The sequence below is a fragment of the Paraburkholderia sp. IW21 genome, from assembly GCF_041321145.1.
Taxonomy (GTDB): domain Bacteria; phylum Pseudomonadota; class Gammaproteobacteria; order Burkholderiales; family Burkholderiaceae; genus Paraburkholderia.
Genome location: NZ_JBGGWA010000010.1, coordinates 215,111 through 231,430, shown reverse-complemented (window position 1 = coordinate 231,430; position 16,320 = coordinate 215,111). Strand labels below are relative to the sequence as shown.

Annotated in this window: 18 protein-coding genes; 5 read left to right on the top strand and 13 right to left on the bottom strand. The window is 64.5% G+C overall.

Annotated features, from left to right (window positions below; translation table 11 throughout):
- Positions 1-63: 63 nt before the first annotated feature.
- The 10 genes from ACAX43_RS23500 to flgB all read right to left on the bottom strand — a co-directional run bounded on the left by ACAX43_RS23500 (position 64) and on the right by flgB (position 9,063).
- Positions 64-837, bottom strand: a complete 774-nt coding sequence (locus tag ACAX43_RS23500) for a flagellar brake protein (protein ID WP_370710803.1) — start codon at positions 835-837, stop codon at positions 64-66.
- A gap of 212 nt (positions 838-1,049) precedes the next feature.
- The gene (gene flgJ, locus ACAX43_RS23495; protein WP_370710802.1) at positions 1,050-2,054 is read right to left on the bottom strand and encodes a flagellar assembly peptidoglycan hydrolase FlgJ; all 1,005 of its coding nucleotides are present in this window, start codon (positions 2,052-2,054) and stop codon (positions 1,050-1,052) included.
- Positions 2,055-2,066: 12 nt separating this feature from the next.
- Positions 2,067-3,308: a flagellar basal body P-ring protein FlgI gene (locus tag ACAX43_RS23490; RefSeq protein WP_370710801.1), complete on the bottom strand. Its 1,242-nt coding sequence runs from the start codon at positions 3,306-3,308 to the stop codon at positions 2,067-2,069.
- A 2-nt stretch (positions 3,309-3,310) separates the two neighbouring features.
- Positions 3,311-4,009, bottom strand: coding sequence for a flagellar basal body L-ring protein FlgH (flgH, locus tag ACAX43_RS23485; RefSeq protein WP_370710800.1), 699 nt, complete (start codon positions 4,007-4,009; stop codon positions 3,311-3,313).
- A gap of 30 nt (positions 4,010-4,039) precedes the next feature.
- Positions 4,040-4,828 carry a flagellar basal-body rod protein FlgG gene (gene flgG, locus ACAX43_RS23480; RefSeq protein WP_370710799.1) on the bottom strand — a complete coding sequence of 263 codons (789 nt, stop codon included), beginning with the start codon at positions 4,826-4,828 and terminating at the stop codon, positions 4,040-4,042.
- 205 nt (positions 4,829-5,033) lie between these two features.
- Complete coding sequence (gene flgF / locus ACAX43_RS23475; protein ID WP_370710798.1) at positions 5,034-5,792, bottom strand: flagellar basal-body rod protein FlgF; 759 nt, start codon at positions 5,790-5,792, stop codon at positions 5,034-5,036.
- A gap of 20 nt (positions 5,793-5,812) precedes the next feature.
- Complete coding sequence (locus tag ACAX43_RS23470; RefSeq protein WP_370710797.1) at positions 5,813-7,324, bottom strand: flagellar hook-basal body complex protein; 1,512 nt, start codon at positions 7,322-7,324, stop codon at positions 5,813-5,815.
- 43 nt (positions 7,325-7,367) lie between these two features.
- Positions 7,368-8,099, bottom strand: coding sequence for a flagellar hook assembly protein FlgD (locus ACAX43_RS23465; protein WP_370710796.1), 732 nt, complete (start codon positions 8,097-8,099; stop codon positions 7,368-7,370).
- 10 nt (positions 8,100-8,109) lie between these two features.
- Positions 8,110-8,535 (bottom strand): flagellar basal body rod protein FlgC, encoded by a 426-nt coding sequence (gene flgC, locus ACAX43_RS23460; protein WP_370710795.1) that lies wholly within the window; start codon positions 8,533-8,535, stop codon positions 8,110-8,112.
- A 33-nt stretch (positions 8,536-8,568) separates the two neighbouring features.
- On the bottom strand, positions 8,569-9,063 hold the full coding sequence (gene flgB / locus ACAX43_RS23455; protein WP_370710794.1) for a flagellar basal body rod protein FlgB: 495 nt from the start codon (positions 9,061-9,063) through the stop codon (positions 8,569-8,571).
- 217 nt (positions 9,064-9,280) lie between these two features.
- On the opposite strand from flgB, the gene flgA reads away from it, so the two are divergent.
- The 5 genes from flgA to ACAX43_RS23430 all read left to right on the top strand — a co-directional run bounded on the left by flgA (position 9,281) and on the right by ACAX43_RS23430 (position 12,664).
- A complete protein-coding gene (gene flgA, locus ACAX43_RS23450) occupies positions 9,281-10,678 on the top strand; it encodes a flagellar basal body P-ring formation chaperone FlgA (RefSeq protein WP_370710793.1) in 1,398 nt (465 codons plus the stop codon).
- A gap of 195 nt (positions 10,679-10,873) precedes the next feature.
- Positions 10,874-11,227: a flagellar biosynthesis anti-sigma factor FlgM gene (gene flgM / locus ACAX43_RS23445; RefSeq protein WP_370710792.1), complete on the top strand. Its 354-nt coding sequence runs from the start codon at positions 10,874-10,876 to the stop codon at positions 11,225-11,227.
- A 94-nt stretch (positions 11,228-11,321) separates the two neighbouring features.
- Positions 11,322-11,768: a flagella synthesis protein FlgN gene (locus tag ACAX43_RS23440; RefSeq protein ID WP_370710791.1), complete on the top strand. Its 447-nt coding sequence runs from the start codon at positions 11,322-11,324 to the stop codon at positions 11,766-11,768.
- Positions 11,769-12,074: 306 nt separating this feature from the next.
- A complete protein-coding gene (locus ACAX43_RS23435; protein ID WP_370710790.1) occupies positions 12,075-12,257 on the top strand; it encodes a type II toxin-antitoxin system HicA family toxin in 183 nt (60 codons plus the stop codon).
- Positions 12,254-12,664, top strand: a complete 411-nt coding sequence (locus ACAX43_RS23430; RefSeq protein ID WP_370710789.1) for a type II toxin-antitoxin system HicB family antitoxin — start codon at positions 12,254-12,256, stop codon at positions 12,662-12,664. The genes ACAX43_RS23435 and ACAX43_RS23430 overlap by 4 nt, the downstream gene beginning before the upstream one ends.
- Positions 12,665-12,718: 54 nt before the next feature.
- Here the strand turns inward: ACAX43_RS23430 and ACAX43_RS23425 are convergent, their stop codons facing one another.
- Genes ACAX43_RS23425 through flhF form a run of 3 tightly spaced genes read right to left on the bottom strand, consistent with a single transcriptional unit; the run spans position 12,719 to position 16,302 of the window.
- Positions 12,719-13,453 (bottom strand): RNA polymerase sigma factor FliA, encoded by a 735-nt coding sequence (locus tag ACAX43_RS23425; RefSeq protein ID WP_370710788.1) that lies wholly within the window; start codon positions 13,451-13,453, stop codon positions 12,719-12,721.
- Positions 13,454-13,481: 28 nt separating this feature from the next.
- Complete coding sequence (locus ACAX43_RS23420) at positions 13,482-14,351, bottom strand: AAA family ATPase (RefSeq protein WP_370710787.1); 870 nt, start codon at positions 14,349-14,351, stop codon at positions 13,482-13,484.
- Positions 14,344-16,302, bottom strand: a complete 1,959-nt coding sequence (flhF, locus tag ACAX43_RS23415; RefSeq protein WP_370710786.1) for a flagellar biosynthesis protein FlhF — start codon at positions 16,300-16,302, stop codon at positions 14,344-14,346. The genes ACAX43_RS23420 and flhF overlap by 8 nt, the downstream gene beginning before the upstream one ends.
- Positions 16,303-16,320: the final 18 nt, after the last annotated feature.

Below are 16,320 nucleotides of genomic sequence, written 5' to 3'. Positions count from 1 at the left end.
GCCGCGTTACTTGAACATCCTGTTTAACGGCCCTCACGAGGAAAAATTGAGGGCCATTCCTCATCAGCGCACCAGCGAGCGGCGCTTCATTTCGAGTTGTGTAATCAACCGTTGCAGCGTGTTTTCCGCGCTGCCCGGCAGGGTCAGAAAACGGAAGCCGAGCTGATAGCGCTGCGTGCCGTTCGGCAACGCGGTGGAGCGGTGCGACACCAGTTGCAGATCGAGTGAAAGCCGGCCGAGCGAGCCCAGCGACAGCTCGCAATCCTCCAGTCTCGTGCCCATCGGCAATTCGGCCACGCGTTCATCCGCGGTACGCATGCCGACACCGCCAAGCGACAGATCGTGGACTTCGAAGCGGAACGTGTCGCCTTCGGGCAAACGGCCGGAGCACATATACGGATCGAGAATCGGCGCATCGACGCGGAAATACTCGCGGCGTTGCACGTAGAACAGCACTTCCGGGAAGTCCGCCTCGAACGCGGGCAGCCCTTCGTAGCGGGTTTCGCGCGGCGTGCCGGTGGCGAACTCGGCGCGCACGCCGTCCGGCGACGCGTGGAATTCGCAACGCGGCGCGGCTAATAAGCTTCGGTTCTGATCGGAGAGCGCGCCCCAATCGAAAGTGAAGGTGCGTCCGCGCACGTCGACATCGAGCAGGCGCGTAACGAGCTGACCGCCCGCATATGCGACGGTGAGGAAATCGCGTCGATTGACGAGGTTGCGCAACTGAACGCCGATCTCCAGCGGATTGCGACGGCCGAAATCGTGACCGTTTTCTTCTGGCGCGGCGTGCAACTGGCCGGGCGCTTCGGTCTGGCCGTTCGACTGGTTAGTATCCATGGGCTTGCCGGTATGCATGTTCTTGCGGGCGCGTGCCAAGGCTCCTGCCGGGGCTTTCGTGCGGTCTTCATCGAAGCCGCGGCACGCGCATTCAACCGGACGTTACGACGCTTTCCGGTATCGGGTCTAACTGATTAGCGGCAGCGATCAAGCAAAATTTAGGGTCTGTAATGAAATATTCGCCGCAAACGTTAAAACGCATTAATTGTCGCTCAGCCCATTTTCTGCATGATCGACATCAGCTTTTTCGCGTAATGCGGATCGGTTGCGTAACCTGCGCGCTGCATACCGTTGGCGAAGCCACTCACGTCATGCGCGGAATTGATCACCTGCGCATAACGCGGGTTGCCTTTGAGCAGGCTCGCGTAGTCGGTCATCGCATCCTGATACGAGTCGTACGCGCGGAATTTCTGGACGGTACGTTGCGGCTTGCCGTTCACATATTCGGTCGTCACGGTCGAGACGGTCTTGCCGGTCCACTCCCTGGTCGCCTTGATGCCGAACACGTTGTGGCTCGTCGACCCGTCCGCCTTCTTGATTTCGCTCTTGCCCCAACCCGATTCGAGCGCGGCCTGACCGATGATGAAGCGCGCCGGAATGCCGGTGGCCGCACTCGCGGCTTGCGCGGGTCCGGCCAGTTTGTCGACGAAGGCGTCGACCTTGTGCGAGGTGCCGTCGCCGCGCAACGGCGGGGTTAACGCGCTGTTGGCCGAGTAGCCCTTGCCCATCGCCAGTTGACCGTTGGCCTGCGCATTGCCGTAGGCCTTGGCGAGCGCATTCAGCGCCGCGGTCTGGCCTTCGTCGCCGCCGCTGCCGCCGAGAGCCGCCATGCCGCCGCTCAGGCCACCGCTTGTGCCGCCTGCACCGCTCGCGCCGCCCACCTGCAGGCCCTGATTGCGCATCATCTGCTTGAGCATCGCGTCAGCCACGCCGATCCCTTTCTGCGACAGCTGCTGCGACAACTGCTGATCCATCATCGACGTGAAGGTGGCGCTGTCGTGCGAATCGAACGGGCCGTCCTGCGGCGTCGCCTCGCGCATGCTTTTGAGCATCATCTGCGTGAACACCGCGTCGAACTGCTGCGCGGCCATCTTCATGCCGGCTTGCGGCGAAGCCTTGGCCTGCGCGCTCAGCTTGCCGAAGCCCTGCACGTCGAGCGCGAAGCGCTGGGTCAGGTCGTTCGCCGCATTGGCGGAATTGGTCGTATCCGAATTCATCTTGCGTCTTCCTTAGATGATTTCCAGGTCGGCGCGCAGAGCGCCCGCCGCCTTCATGGCCTGCAGGATCGACATCAGATCCGCGGGCGTCGCACCCAGCGCGTTGAGCGCCTTCACCACTTCAGCGAGGTTCGCGCCGGCGGTCACCAGTTTCAGGGCGCCGTTGTCCTGCTTCATCTGAATCTGCGACTGTTTGGCCACCACCGTCTGGCCATTCGAGAACGCGCCCGGCTGGCTCACCACCGGCTGGGTATTGATCACCACCGACAGATTGCCGTGCGCCACCGCGCAGTTTTGCAGCGTGACCATCTGGTTCATCACGATCGAGCCGGTGCGCGCGTTCAGGATCACCTTCGCGGCGGCTTGCGCCGGCTTGACGTCGAGGTTCTGCAATTGCGCCATGAAGGCGACCTGCTGCGCCGGATCGGTGGGCGCGTGCAGTTGAATCGTGCGGCCGTCGAGCGCCATGGCCGTCCCGCTGCCGAACGCGTTGTTCACCGCTGCCACCACGCGCTGCGTGGTGTCGTAGTCCATGTCGTTCAGGTCGAGCTGCATCGTGCCGGCCTGCGACACCGTGGTCGGCACCGTGCGTTCGACGATCGCGCCGCCGGCGATGCGCCCCGCAGCCAGCGTATTCACCTGCACCTTGCTGCCGTTCGCACTGGCGCCGGCGCCGCCGACCGCGAGGTTGCCCTGGCCGAGCGCATACACCTGACCGTCAGCGCCCTTGAGCGGAGTGAGCAGCAGCGTCCCGCCGCGCAGGCTCTTCGCATTGCCGAGCGACGACACCGTCACGTCGATCGCTTCGCCGGTACGCGCGAACGGCGGCAGCACCGCCGTCACCATCACCGCGGCGACGTTCTTCAACTGGATGTTCGACAGCGACGACTGCGAGTTGCTCGAACCCGCTGCCTGGTTGTTGATCGAGATGCCGAGGTTCGCCAGCATGTTGGCGAGCGTCTGCGTGGTGAACGGCGTCTGCGTGGTCTGGTCGCCCGTGCCGTCGAGCCCGACGACGAGGCCGTAGCCGATCAGCGGATTGTCGCGCACGCCCTGGATCTGCACGAGGTCCTTCAGACGTTCGGCATAGGCGGGCGTCGCTACCGGCAGCGCCGCGCAGGCGAGCGCGACGAAGGCGAGCGCACGGCTCAAATGGGCAATACGGGCACCACGTGCACCCCGGGCCACTCGGGCCACGCGAGCAAGGCTGGCGAATTGCGCGACGCGGCGGGTGCGGGAGAAGACGGTACGCATGATCACCACGGCGACACGTTGAGGAAGAAGCGCTGTAGCCAGCCCATATTCTCGGCTTCGTCCACATAGCCCTTCGCGGAATATTCGATCTTCGCGTCAGCCACCTGGGTCGAGTACACGGCGTTCAGGTTGGAGATCGTGTTCGGATTCACCACCCCGGAAAAGCGCACGAATTCGTTGCCCTGATTGATCAGCATCTGCTTTTCGCCGCTCACCATCAGGTTGCCGTTGGGCAGCACACCGGTCACCGTCACGGTGATCGTGCCGTTGAACGTGTTCGACGCGTTCGCGCCGCCGGTCGCCGTAAACTTGTTGGCGCCGTTCGCGCTCAGGTTGGTCTTGCCGAACAGGCCGCCGAGAAAGCCGGCGGTCGGTACGTCGAAACTGGTGGTGCCGTTGCGGTTGACGCCCGCACCCGAGGACTTCGTCGCGTTGACGTTTTCCTGAATCACGATCGTCAGGATATCGCCCACATTGCGGGGCCGCTGATCTTCGAACAACGGCCGGCCCGCGTAACCCGGGTTGTAGATCGAGCCCGGCGCTTGCGCCTGCGGCGGCATCGGCGGGAGTGCCGTCATCGGCTGCTGCGTGATCGGCTGCTTCGGCACGAGGCCGCAGCCGCCCAGCGTCGCGAGCAGCGTGAGCTGCACGAGCGCCTGAGCGGTGCGCGAATGAATCGGACTACGAGAGAAATGCGACATCTTGGTTACCGCCTGTTAATTCCCTGTCCCTCAAACCTGCATCTGGCTCAGGGTCTGCAGCATCTGGTCGGAGGTCGTCACGGCCTTGCTGTTGATTTCGTAAGCGCGCTGCGTCTGGATCATGTTCACCAGTTCCTGCACCACATTCACGTTCGATGCTTCCACATAACCCTGATTCAGCGTGCCGGCGCCGTTCAGGCCCGGTTGCGCGACGTTCGGCGCGCCCGACGAAGCGGTTTCCGAGAACAGGTTTTCGCCCTTTGCATCCAGACCGGCCGGGTTGATGAACGTGGCGATCTGCATCGAGCCGAGCTGCTGGCTGGCGGTCGAACCGGCGACGGTGATCGACACCACGCCGTCGCTGCCGATGGTCATCGAGGTCGCGTTGTTCGGAATCGTGATCGCCGGAATCACCTGATAGCCGCTCGAGGTCACGAGCTGACCCTGCGCGTTGGTCTGGAACGAACCGTCACGCGTGTAGGCGGTGGTGCCGTCGGGCATCTGCACCTGAAAAAAGCCCTGGCCGTTGATGGCGACGTCTTTCGAGTTGCCGGTTTGCTGCAGGTTGCCCTGCGTGTACAGACGTTCGGTCGCGACCTGCTGCACACCCGTGCCGAGCTGGATGCCGGACGGCAGTTCGGTGTTTTGCGTCGAGTTCGCACCCGGCTGACGGATGGTCTGATACAGCAGATCCTCGAACACCGCGCGCGAGCCCTTGAAGCCGTTGGTGCTGACGTTCGCGAGGTTGTTCGAAATCACGTCCATCTGCGACTGTTGCGCATTCATGCCGGTAGCGGCGATGTAGAGCGAGCGATTCACAATTCTTCTCCTGTGTCGACTGGAGTTAGCGCTTTAGCGCTTACTCCAGTCCCATGCAACGCGGTCGACCGGAGTTAGCGCTTTAGCGCTTACTCCAGTCCCATGCAACGCGGTCGACTGGAGTTAGCGCTTTAGCGCTTACTCCAGTCCCATGCAATTAATTGCTATGCCGGGACACCCCCCGAGACAACCCCGGGGCACCCTATTAGCTAAAGCTGAGCAGCTGATTGGCGGACTGGTCGTTCTTATCCGCGTTTTCCAGCAGCTTGGTCTGCATCTGGAACTGGCGCGCATTGGTGATCATCGAAACCATCGCGCTCACCGGATTCACGTTGCTGCCTTCGAGCGAAGCCGGCGCCAGCGTGACGGCCGGATCGGCGTCGGCGGGGTTGCCGTCGGCGGTGCGAAAGAGGCCGTCGTCGCCACGCGTCAGGGTTTGAGGATCCGGATTCACCAGCTTCAGCTGATCGACGGTCACCACCGCGGTCGGCGGATCGCCTGGCGTCAGCGCGGACACCGTGCCGTCCTTGCCGATGGTGATTTGCGCGCCCGGCGGCACCGATACCGGACCGCCGTTGCCGAGCACCGTCTGGTTCATGGCGTTCACCAGCTGGCCGTTCTCGTCAACGTGCAGATTGCCGGCGCGCGTGTAAGCCTCGTTGCCGTCGGCGGTTTGCACCGCCAGCCAGCCCGGACCCTGAATCGCCACGTCGAGCGGGTTGCCCGTCTGCTGGATCGGCCCCGGCGTATAGTCGGCGCCCGGCGTCGACGACAACACGAAGGTGCGCGTGGTGTTGTCGTTGATCGAACTGCCGTCGCCGAACGCCATCGGCACGGCGCGGAAACTCGCGAGCTGCGCGCGAAAGCCGGTGGTCGAGGCGTTCGCCAGGTTGTTGGCAACGATAGCCTGCTGTTCGAGCGCTTGTGTGCTGCCCGACATCGCGGTGTAGATCAGCCGATCCATGATGGGTGAGTCCCGGTCGCTTACAGGTTGATCAGGGTCTGGTCGACGCTCTGCTGGGTCTTGATCGTCTGCGCGTTCGCTTGATAGTTGCGTTGCGCGGTGATCAGATTCACCAGTTCGCTCGTCAGGTCGACGTTCGAGTTTTCCACCGCGCCGCCTTGCAGCACGCCGTGGTTGGTCGCGCCCGGCGCGGAGATCTGCGCGACACCCGATTGCGAGGTCTGCTGGAACTCGTTGTTTCCGAGGCTCACGAGACCGTTCTGGTTCGAGAAGTTCGCGAGCACGATCTGGCCGAGCGCCGCGGTTTGCTGGTTCGAATAGTTGCCGGTCAGCGTGCCGTCGGCGCCGATCGTGAAGCTCGTCAACGTGCCGGCTGCGTAGCCGTCGGGCTGCAGGGAGTTCACGCCGTCCTTGCCGCCGTACTGCGTCGTGCCGGCAATGTTCAGCGTCAGGTTCTGCGGCGTTGCCGACCCGTCGGTGGTCGGAATGCCGAAGTTGAAGACGAACGGCGTGGCGGTGGCCGCACCAGCCGCAGTGGTCGTGCTGAGCAGCGTGCCCGACGAATTGAAGTTCGCGTGGCCAACCAGGTTCGCAGCGCCGGTCGAGGTGCCCGCGTACACGTTCCACGTGCCCGCCGAGGTCTTGGCGAAATACATGTTCACCGTCTGCGAGCCGCCGAGCGAATCGTAGACGGTCGTGCTGGTCGAGTAGTTATAGGTCGACGCGCTGTTCTGGTTGAACGCCAGGGGCGTCGGCGCGATGGCGACGCTGTCGCCGGTAGCCGGCACGCCGTTGAACGTGATGGTCTGGCCGTTACCGAGCGAGACCGCCGTGCCGGCCGTGTACGGAGCCGCCGCGCCTGTCGTGCCGAGCGTGGTGTCGGTGACCGTGTAGGTCGTCGGGCTCGTGAAGTTGACGGTGTAGTTGTCGTTGTTCGTGCCCGACGCGGTGTTCGTAATCGTGGCGCCAGGGGTCGTGAGCGTGCTGCCCGCGACAAGAGTCGGCGTCACGGTCGGCGTGCCGAGCATCAGCGGGTCCTGCGCGTTCAGGTTCAGGCCGGCAAGGATCCTGGTGGTCGCTTTCGGCGCGATGTTCGTGGTCGGCACGCCGAGCGGCACGGTTTGCGCGGTGTTGATGACGCCCGCGCTGTTCGCGGCGTAGCCCATCAATTGCAGGCCTTGCGCGTTGGTGATGATGCCGTTCTTGTCGAGCTGGAACACGCCGTTGCGCGAATACACCAGCGAACCGTTGTTCGACATCTGGAAGAAACCGTTGCCGTTGATCGCGACGTCGAGCGCCTGGTTGGTGCCGGTGATCGTGCCTTGCGAGAATTGCTGCTGCACTTCGGAGAGCTTCGTGCCGATGCCGACCTGATTGCCCACCGCCGTCGCCACCGAATTGGCGTACATGTCGGCGAATTGTGCCGCGCCACTCTTGAAGCCAACCGTATTGGCATTGGCGATGTTGTTGCCGATCACGTCGAGATCGCTCGACGATGCCGACAAACCACTCAAACCTTGTTGGTAACCCATGACGGTCTCCGTATCTGGAAAGTCGTAACTGACTGAATCTGAATCAGAGAATGGCGGCGACGCCGGTCAGCCCCACGGTCGTGCCGTTCGACAGCACGAGACCCGGCGTACCGTTGCTCTGCAAGACGACGCTTTGCACCGTCGCGCCCGCGAGCGTCGTGGCCGTAGCCTGCTGGCCGTTGATCGTGCCGACCGCGCTGATCGTGTAGTTGCCGTTGGGCAGCGCGTTGCCGGCCGAGTCGGTCGGCGTCCAGCCCACCGGAATCGTGCCGGCCGACTGCTTGCCGAGGTCGATCGTGTTGACGATCGTGCCTGCCGAGTTCTTCACCACCACCTGCAGATCGCCCACCGGGTTGGCGAGCTGCACGCCGAACGAGGTGGCCTTGCCGCTCGCGACCGTCACCGAGCTGCCCGGCGCGAGCACGGTCGAGCCGATCAGCAGCGCGGCTTGCGACTGCTGGCCTGCCGACATCTGCGTGGCGAGCGAACTGAGCGTCGTGTTCAGCTGGCTGATGCCCGACACCGTGTTGATCTGCGCCAGCTGCGAGGTCATCTGCGAGCTGTCCATCGGATTGGTCGGATCCTGGTTCTTCAACTGCGCCACGAGCAGTTGCAGGAAGGTGTTCTGCAGATCGGTCGCCGAGGTGCCTGAGGTGCTGCCGGTCGAGCTCGCGGCGCTGGTCGCGCTCCTGGTGCTGCTCGTGCCGTTCATCGTATCGAGCAGCGCTTGCGACACGTTCGTGCCGTTGCTGCCGATGGTGGTATTGGTGGTCAAGGAATTCTCCTCAGGTGCCGATCGTGAGCGTTTTCAGCATCAGTGTTTTGGCGGTGTTCAGGGTCTCGACGTTGGCCTGGTACGAGCGCGAGGCCGAAATCATGTTGACCATTTCCTGCACCGGGTCGACGTTGGGCAGCGTGACGTAACCGTCCGGATTGGCCGCCGGATTGCCGGGGTCGTAGGCGGTCTTCATCGGCGTCGGGTCGTCGACCACGCCCGTGACCTCCACGCCGCCGACCTGTTGACCGGAGCCCGAGTGAGCGCCGCCAATCGGGTTCACCGCGAACACGACCTGCTTGGCCTTGTACGGCTGACCGTCAGGGCCAGTCGTGCTGTCCGCGTTGGCGAGATTGGACGCCGTCACGTTGAGCCGCTGCGACTGCGCGGACATCGCCGAGCCTGCAATACCAAAAATATTCATCAAAGATGGCATGTTTCCTCACCTCAACTGTCGACCGCTATTTACTTACGAACCCGACGTGATCGCCGCGAGCATCGTTTTGATCTGACTCGACAGCACCGTCATGCCCGATTCGAAGTGAAGCGTGTTGTCCGCGAACTGCACCCGTTCGGTATCGATGTCGACCGTGTTGCCATCGAGCGCGGGTTGCGTCGGAATGCGGTATTGCAAATTGCCGTAGTCGTCAGGCGTGCCGCCGGTCGGCGTCAGCATCGCCTTGCCGGACATGTGGCCCGGCTCGGTCGACGCCATCGACATGCCACTCGTCACCCCTGCGGGCTGCGTCATGGCGAGCGTCGCGTTGTTCGACGCGCCCACGCCCGCACCGCCGCCGGTCTTCTTCAGCGCGCCGGCCAGCGACGAAGCGAAGTCGACGTCGCGCGCCTTGTACCCGGGGGTATCGGCGTTGGCGATATTCGACGAGAGCAACTCCTGCCGGTAAGCGCGTACATCCAGCGCCTGGCGGCCAAAGGCGAATTCGGCATCGAGTTTGTCCAGCATGGAAATCTCCGGAGTACGTTCCCGAGGCTTCCCGTGCAGGCCTCGCGAGAGGCTTGCGTCAGGCGGGAAGACCTTTTTGCATGAAGTGCATCTTATGGGTCGAACGCAAGCGGCAATCGGACGAATAACCGGGAAAGGGGGCTTCTATTCAACGTTTGCGCAATGGGGGCGCTCACTAGAATGCAAGGCGTACCGATGCATTCGATGGAGAAACACGATGGACCGACCCACCTTCGATCTGACGCACCGCGCAAGCCGCGCGGCGACGGTGCATCGCGTGGGTGCGAGCGCTGTGCGACTGGCTTTGCGGGGCGCGTCCCGTCTCCTGACGCACCTCGTCGTGAGCCTGGCACTATGGGTTGCCGGCGGCATCGTGCTGTTGCCGGCTGCCGCGCAGGCTCAGGACGCCGGTGGCCCGATCGTGATTCCCGGCCCGGGCGAAAAAAATCCGGCTGCGCTCGCCGATCTGGCCGAGCACTTGCAGGCAGCGCCGGCGAAACGTGCAGGGTCCGCCGCGACGCTCGCGGCCGCTACCGCGCAGTCGTTGACACCAAGGCCGGTCGGGCGCGATGCCGATCCATTCATGCGCGCCGCCAACGCGAGTGGCTCGATCGTGATTCCGGGCGTGGGCGAACCGTCTGCCGCGCCGGCAATGATTCGCACCAGCTTCAGGCCCGACGCGAACGGGGTCGTGACGATTCCCGCGCCGGCAAGCAGCAATGCCCCCGGCAACGGCGTCGCCAGCGTCACGAACAATGCGTCCGCCGCCGCTGGCTTCGACAGCCTTGCCTCGCGTGGCGAGCCGCCGCAACTGGGCGCGAACGGCAAACCGTTCGTGACCACCATGGCTGCAGCGAAACCGGCGCAGCTCCCCACGCCGATGCCGACGCTGCCCGTCATCGCCCGCACGCCGTCGATGCGGCAGGTGGCGCCGGCTGTCGCGCAACAGAATCTGCGACCCGCAGCCGTGGCACAACCCGTACCGCCTGCCGGCCTGCAAGACTCGGAAGCGATTCGCAGCGCCGCGCTCGCCTTCTTGCAGCAGCAATCGGCGGGCTTGCCCGGCAAAGTCGAAATCACCGTGGCGCCGGCGTTTCCCCGCGGGCTCGCGGCGTGCACGACGCTCGAACCCTTCATGCCGAGCGGCGCGCGCCTGTGGGGCCGGATGACCGTCGGCGTACGCTGCGCCGGCGAGCGGCCGTGGACCATTTATCTGCAAGCGCGCATCTCGCTGCGCGCCACCTACTATCTGGCCGCCCGCGCCATGGCGCCGGGCGAAGTGCTCACGGCCGCCGACCTCGTCGCGCGCGACGGCGACCTGACCGGCTTGCCGCAGGCGATCGTCACGGATCCGACGCAGGCGATCGGCTCGGTGTCGCTCGTGCGCATCGCCGGCGGCATGCCGTTGCGCCGCGACATGCTGAAAAGCGCATTGGCGGTGTCGATCGGGCAAACGGTGCGGGTCGTCGCGGCGGGCGTTGGTTTCGCGATTTCGGCCGAAGGCAGCGCGATGAACAACGCCTCGCCAGGCCAGCAGGTGCGGGTGAAGACGGCCAATGGCCAGATCATCTCCGGCATTGTGAAGGACGGTTCGACGGTGGAGATTCAGTTGTGAACCGGCTTGGCGGCCTGCGCACCGGTGCGGATTCAGCCGCGACGGCGGCGCCGGCGGGTATGCCAGGTGCGGCAGGCGCTACACCCGCTGCGGGGCGGGATCGTCTTGACAGACAAGGCAAAACCTGGAGCGATCGCGCTAAAGTTTTGATCACTGGTTGCCGTTATCAGGATCAAATCGTTCAGGAAGCCAATCGTGAAAGTCGATTCCACAACCAATTCGAATCTGTCGACGTTGAAAGACGCCTTGTCCCGCTCGCAGCAAGGCGACGCGACGACCGCGAACAGCAACGCGCAGAGTGCGGGCACGACCTCGCAGACCACCACCAGCGGTTCGGGCGACGCCAGCGTCAATCTGTCGGGTCTGCCGCAGCAACTGCGCAGCCTCGCGGCGTCCGGTTCGGCCGATATCGACACGGGGCACGTCGAGTCGATCAAGGCGGCCATCAAGGACGGCTCGCTGAAGATCGATTCCAGCAAGATCGCCGACGGCGTGCTGAAAACCGCGCGCGAACTGTTGCAAAGCACACCCTCGTCGACCGGCAACTGATCGACGCATCGAAGTACGGTGAATTGCCGGGCGGCATTCGACAAACCCGGCTCGCGAATCCTGCGCGAGCCGTCGTGTTCAGCGAGTTGTTGAGATGAAAGACGCCCTGCTTGCTACCCTCATCGAAGAATATTCGGCCGTCGAGGCGTTCGCTTCGATTCTGGCGCTCGAGACCCAGGCACTGACGGCCTTGTCGCCGCTGGAAATGCTGCCGCCGATCGTCGAGAAGAAGACCGAACTGATCGGCGTGCTCGCCCAGCTCGAAACCACGCGCGATGCGCTCCTCGCGGAACTGGGCTTTCCGGGCGGCTGGCCCGGCATGGAACTGGCAGCCAGCGCGGACGCGCGGCTCGCTGAGCAATGGGCGCTCCTGCAAAAAGCCGCCGACCGCGCGCGACGCTTCAATACCAGCAACGGTGAACTGATCCGCGTGCGGATGGACTACAACCAGCGGGCACTGGCTGCGCTGCAGGTGGCGGCGCCGCAGAAGGTCGGTTTCTACGGGCCCGATGGCCGGATTCCGGCAAGTCCTGCGGCTTGAATTTTTCGCGGAGTCAGCGCGTTTCCCGCGCCGCCGCAATTGCGTAGATTGCAGGGAAAAGGGCTCGTCTTTGGCGAGCCCTTTTGCATTTCACCGTCCCGCGAAACGCATCCATACACGCCTTCCAACCGCGTTAGCCATCCGGCCAGGTGGCGCACATTCCTCCGCTGCGCTGAAATCATGGGTTCCCCCACTGAGGTTCTCCGCTTTCCCGCGCAGCTGTCCGACGCTGTCTTGCGCGGGCCCAGCGGAGCGTTACCCACTAGCGAGGTTGTGTAATCGTGTGTATGATTCGAGGAGTGCAATATGAACAGTGCCGAGGTCGTCAAATTGATTCAAGCGGATGGCTGGCGGCTGATCCGAATATCGGGCAGCCACCATCACTTTCGGCACGCGGTAAGGGCCGGTCTCGTGACCGTCCCGCATCCAAAGAAAGATCTTCCGCCCGGCACATTGAACAGCATTCTCAAACAGGCAGGCCTGAAATGAAGAACCTGATTTTCCCGATCGCGATCGAGCCTGGTGACACGCACCATGCGTTCGGCGTGGTGGTGCCGGACATTCCCGGCTGTCATTCAGCAGGCGATACGCTGGAAGAAGCCTATGCGAACGCGAAGGAAGCGATCGAGGCGCATCTGGATACGCTGCTCGACGAGGGTTTGCCGATTCCCGAAAGACTGACGCTGGATGAGCATCGGCGCAATCCGGACTACGCAGGCTTTACGTGGGGTTTCGTGACAACGCGGAATATTCCGGCGTTGAAGAAAGCGGTGCGCATCAACATCTCGCTGCCCGAGGCGCTGGTTCACGATATCGACGCTTATGCCCAGGCGCGTGGCATGTCACGCTCGGCGTTTCTCGCGCTGGCCGCGGAGCACGAGATGGCGGATGCGTGAGAACGCGGAGGGTTAGGACCGCCGCTCAAACACTCAAAACGGTAACCGAACCCCTCAAGTCGCCTCGGCATTCGCCCAGGCCATCTCGCGCAGGCGCGTGCGCAAGCGCGCCACCGCCTGGCTGTGCAGCTGGCACACGCGCGATTCGCTCACTTCCATGACCGCGCCGATTTCCCGCAGGTTCATGCCGCGCTCGTAGTAGAGCGACATCAGCAGCTTCTCGCGTTCGGGCAGGCGGTCGATCGCCTCCACCAGCGCCGAGCGCAGGCTGTCGTCCAGCAACGCCGACAGCGGATCCGAATGATCGACACAGTAGCGGTCGAGAAACGGCTCGTCGTCCGCGGAACGGTCAAAGTCTTCGTAATAGATCAGCTGGCTGCCGTGCAGGTCTTGCAGCATCGACTGATACTCGTCGAGCGGCATTTTCAGATGCTCGGCTATCTCCGTTTCGCTCGCCGAGCGGCCCAGGTTCTGTTCGACCTTGTGCACAGCCGTTTCGACCTCGCGCGAAGTGCGCCGCAAGCTGCGCGGCAACCAGTCGTTGCTGCGCAACTCGTCAAGCATCGCTCCGCGAATGCGCTGACTGGCGTAAGTTTCGAACTGCGCGCCCTGGTCTTCCTTGTAGCGGCTCGCGGCGTCCAGCAGTCCGATCATGCCGGCCTGGATCAGGTCGTCGAGATCGACACTCGCCGGCATCTTGGCAACGAGCTGCAAGCCGAGGCGACGCACCAGGGGCGCGTACTTCGTCAGAACTTCGGCTTGGGAAATCTTTCCCTGAGCGTTATACATCGTGCTCCCCTTGTCCTTGTGCCGCCTCTCAGGCGTGCTGCGCAGACGGTTGGTCGGCGTGTTGCGCCGCTGTAACTGCCGCAGGCGCCATCCAGGGCGTCTGCGGCGACATCGCTGGCCGCATCGGCCAGTGCTGCAATTCGGCGGCAAGGTGCCGGAAGCCGCGCGCAGCCGGGGTCGATGGAAACGCATCGACGACACATCGCGACAACTCCAGGGCGCGCGCCATCCGCACATCGGCGGCAATGTAACCGGCGTCTTCCAGCGCCACCGTCAGGTAACGTGCGGCCACGCCGGCCAGGTTTGCAAACGCGGTATGCGCGTCGTCGACGCTTTGCACGTGGTTCACCAGCACGCGAAACTGGGCAGTGGCATGCGCGTAGTGCAAACGCTTCATGCATGCGTACGCGTCGGTGATCGCCTGCGCCGCTACGCGCGTGACAATCATCAGGTCGTGCGCCCGCATCGCAAGCGGCGACAGGTGCCCCTGCTGGTCGAACTGCGCGTCGATCAGCACGATGTCGGCGGAACCGCGCAATACGACCTCGAATTGCGCGGCCGTGTGGCCTTCGCGACTGTTGCGCGCGGCGGCCAGCACCGAGAAGCCGAGTGGGTGGCGCGCGGCGGCATCGTCGAGGGTCATCTCGCCACGCATCACGGCGGCAAAATTGCCAGCGCCGCGCATGCCGCCGAGCATCGCGCTCACCGATTTCCCGCCGGGGCATTCGTCGATCACCAGCACGTCCTTGCCCTGCTGCGCGAGCGCCGCGGCGAGGTTCACCACCGTCGTCGTGCAGCCGATGCCGGCCGAGCCGCCCGTCACCGCAATCACGCGCGAGCCGCTACGAGCCAACAGCCGCCGCAGTCCTTCTGCCTGATCGGAGACGAACTTATCCAAAGCGGACCTCGTGCAGTTCGGCCGTCGAACGCGCGGACAGCGCGGACAGCAACGCCGGAATATCGTCGTCGTGCGGCACGAACGGGGAGTTGTCGCGCGGAATGCAGAACGCGCTCTTGATCAGGAATTTCTTCGTCGCGACATACAGGTTTTCCGGCACCCTCTGGCCGGTCGACACGTAGTGCACCGGCAGCTTGTAGCGGATGACCGTGTCGAGCACACCGCCCAGGTTGGTGGCTTCGTCGAGCTTGGTCAGGATGCAGCCGGCGAGCGGCTGCTGGTCCGGCGAACGCTGATAGGCCTGCACGACTTCGTTGAGGGTGTCGCCATGGCTCGTCGCGTTGAGCAGCAACAGACGCTGCACCGGCTGACCGGCGCGGCACAGCATCGCGATCTGATCCGATACCAGGCGGTCGCGCTGGCTCATGCCGATGGTGTCGATCAGCACGATGTGCTTGTTGCGCAATTCGGAGAGGGCGAGTTGCAGATCGGCGCCGTCTTTCACCGCGTGAACCGACACGCCGAGAATCTTGCCGAAGATGCGCAGTTGTTCGTGACCGCCGATCCGGTAGCTGTCCGTGGTGAGCAGCGCGACCTTGCTGGCGCCGAAGCGCATCACGCAGCGCGCGGCGAGCTTGGCGGTGGTCGTCGTCTTGCCGACGCCGGTCGGGCCCATCAGCGCGAACACCCCGCCGCGCTCCATCAGCGCGTCTTCGTCTTCCATCACCGGCAGGTTCGACCCGAGTACCGAGCGCACCCAGTCCATGCCGCCTTCCATGTTGTCGACCTCGTCGGGCAGGTTGTCGACCATCATCTGCACGAGCTGCGCGGAGAAACCGGCGGCGAACAGATGCTTGGTCAGCGCTGCGCGCGCCGGGCTGCGGCGCTGGCGGTCGCCCCACATCAGGCCGGCGAAGTGTTCTTCCATCATTCCGCGCATCGACGACAGTTCGCTCATCACGGTGTCGTTGACGACCTGCTCCATGCGCGCCTTGATCGCTTCGGCGACCGAGGCGGGGGTGCGGGCGTCGTCGCCGACGGGCAACGCCGGGGCGGCCTTCTGAGCGGCGCGGCGCGCGGCGAGTTGCGCGGCTTCGCGAGCCCATTCGGGCGTCTCGGCGACGTGCGGCGCCACCGGTTGGGCGGCCGGCCGGGCGATCTTTTGCGCGGCCGGCTCGACTGCGGCGCCGAGGCCCTTGGCCGTTGCGGCGGCCGGGGACATCGCGGCGGGGCGTGCGCTGTACGGGCCTTGCTGCGGCTGGTCGGCGGCGATGCGGCGAGCGTGGTCGATCAGCCAGGGGTTCGATTCGGCCATCGTGCGCGGCGCTTGAGCTTCGGCTGCTGACGCAACAGACGCAGCGGGCGCGGCTAGCACGCCGGCGCCTTTGAGCAGATCGGCACGGATGTCTTCGGACAGACGCGTCGCCGCGGCGCGCGCGCTGGGTTGCTCGATGCTGATCGGCTGCGACGGCGACGCTGCGGCGGGGGCTGCTTTGGGCGCTGCTTTGGGGGCCTTGGCCAACGCGGCCTTCGGCGCGGCGGGGACGGCGGGCTTCGCGGCCGCAAGCGGCGCATCGCTCGACGCGACGCTCGCGGCATTCGACGTCATGTTCTCGGCACCCGCTTCCGGGCTTGCGCCGAACACCGACGAGAACACGTCCGGCATGCCGCTCGCGTAGGGATTCGCTTGCATCATCGGATTGGCGCGCGGTGCGGTGAGCGCGGGTTGTCCGGCAGTTGCATTCATCGGTGCGGCCAGCGCCGCGCCTGCGCTGCCGCGCGGCGTCTTCGGCGTGATGGCGGCGAGGTCGCTGTCGGCCAGTGCGACGATCTCGACGCTGCCGTCTTCCATCGTGCGATTGGACAAAACGACGGCATCCGGGCCCAAGGCTTCGCGCACGAGACGCAGAGCATCGCGACTGGTAGCACCGACAAATTTACGAATGTTCAAGCTGGACCCCCGATGAGG

Bases quoted from the DNA above. Each gene is read 5' to 3' on its own strand.
- ACAX43_RS23500 (WP_370710803.1), bottom strand. From the start codon at position 837: ATGGATACTAACCAGTCGAACGGCCAGACCGAAGCGCCCGGCCAGTTG.
- flgJ (WP_370710802.1), bottom strand. From the start codon at position 2,054: ATGAATTCGGATACGACCAATTCCGCCAATGCGGCGAACGACCTGACC.
- ACAX43_RS23490 (WP_370710801.1), bottom strand. From the start codon at position 3,308: ATGCGTACCGTCTTCTCCCGCACCCGCCGCGTCGCGCAATTCGCCAGC.
- flgH (WP_370710800.1), bottom strand. From the start codon at position 4,009: ATGTCGCATTTCTCTCGTAGTCCGATTCATTCGCGCACCGCTCAGGCG.
- flgF (WP_370710798.1), bottom strand. From the start codon at position 5,792: ATGGATCGGCTGATCTACACCGCGATGTCGGGCAGCACACAAGCGCTC.
- ACAX43_RS23470 (WP_370710797.1), bottom strand. From the start codon at position 7,324: ATGGGTTACCAACAAGGTTTGAGTGGTTTGTCGGCATCGTCGAGCGAT.
- flgC (WP_370710795.1), bottom strand. From the start codon at position 8,535: ATGCCATCTTTGATGAATATTTTTGGTATTGCAGGCTCGGCGATGTCC.
- flgB (WP_370710794.1), bottom strand. From the start codon at position 9,063: ATGCTGGACAAACTCGATGCCGAATTCGCCTTTGGCCGCCAGGCGCTG.
- flgA (WP_370710793.1), top strand. From the start codon at position 9,281: ATGGACCGACCCACCTTCGATCTGACGCACCGCGCAAGCCGCGCGGCG.
- ACAX43_RS23440 (WP_370710791.1), top strand. From the start codon at position 11,322: ATGAAAGACGCCCTGCTTGCTACCCTCATCGAAGAATATTCGGCCGTC.
- ACAX43_RS23435 (WP_370710790.1), top strand. From the start codon at position 12,075: ATGAACAGTGCCGAGGTCGTCAAATTGATTCAAGCGGATGGCTGGCGG.
- ACAX43_RS23430 (WP_370710789.1), top strand. From the start codon at position 12,254: ATGAAGAACCTGATTTTCCCGATCGCGATCGAGCCTGGTGACACGCAC.
- ACAX43_RS23425 (WP_370710788.1), bottom strand. From the start codon at position 13,453: ATGTATAACGCTCAGGGAAAGATTTCCCAAGCCGAAGTTCTGACGAAG.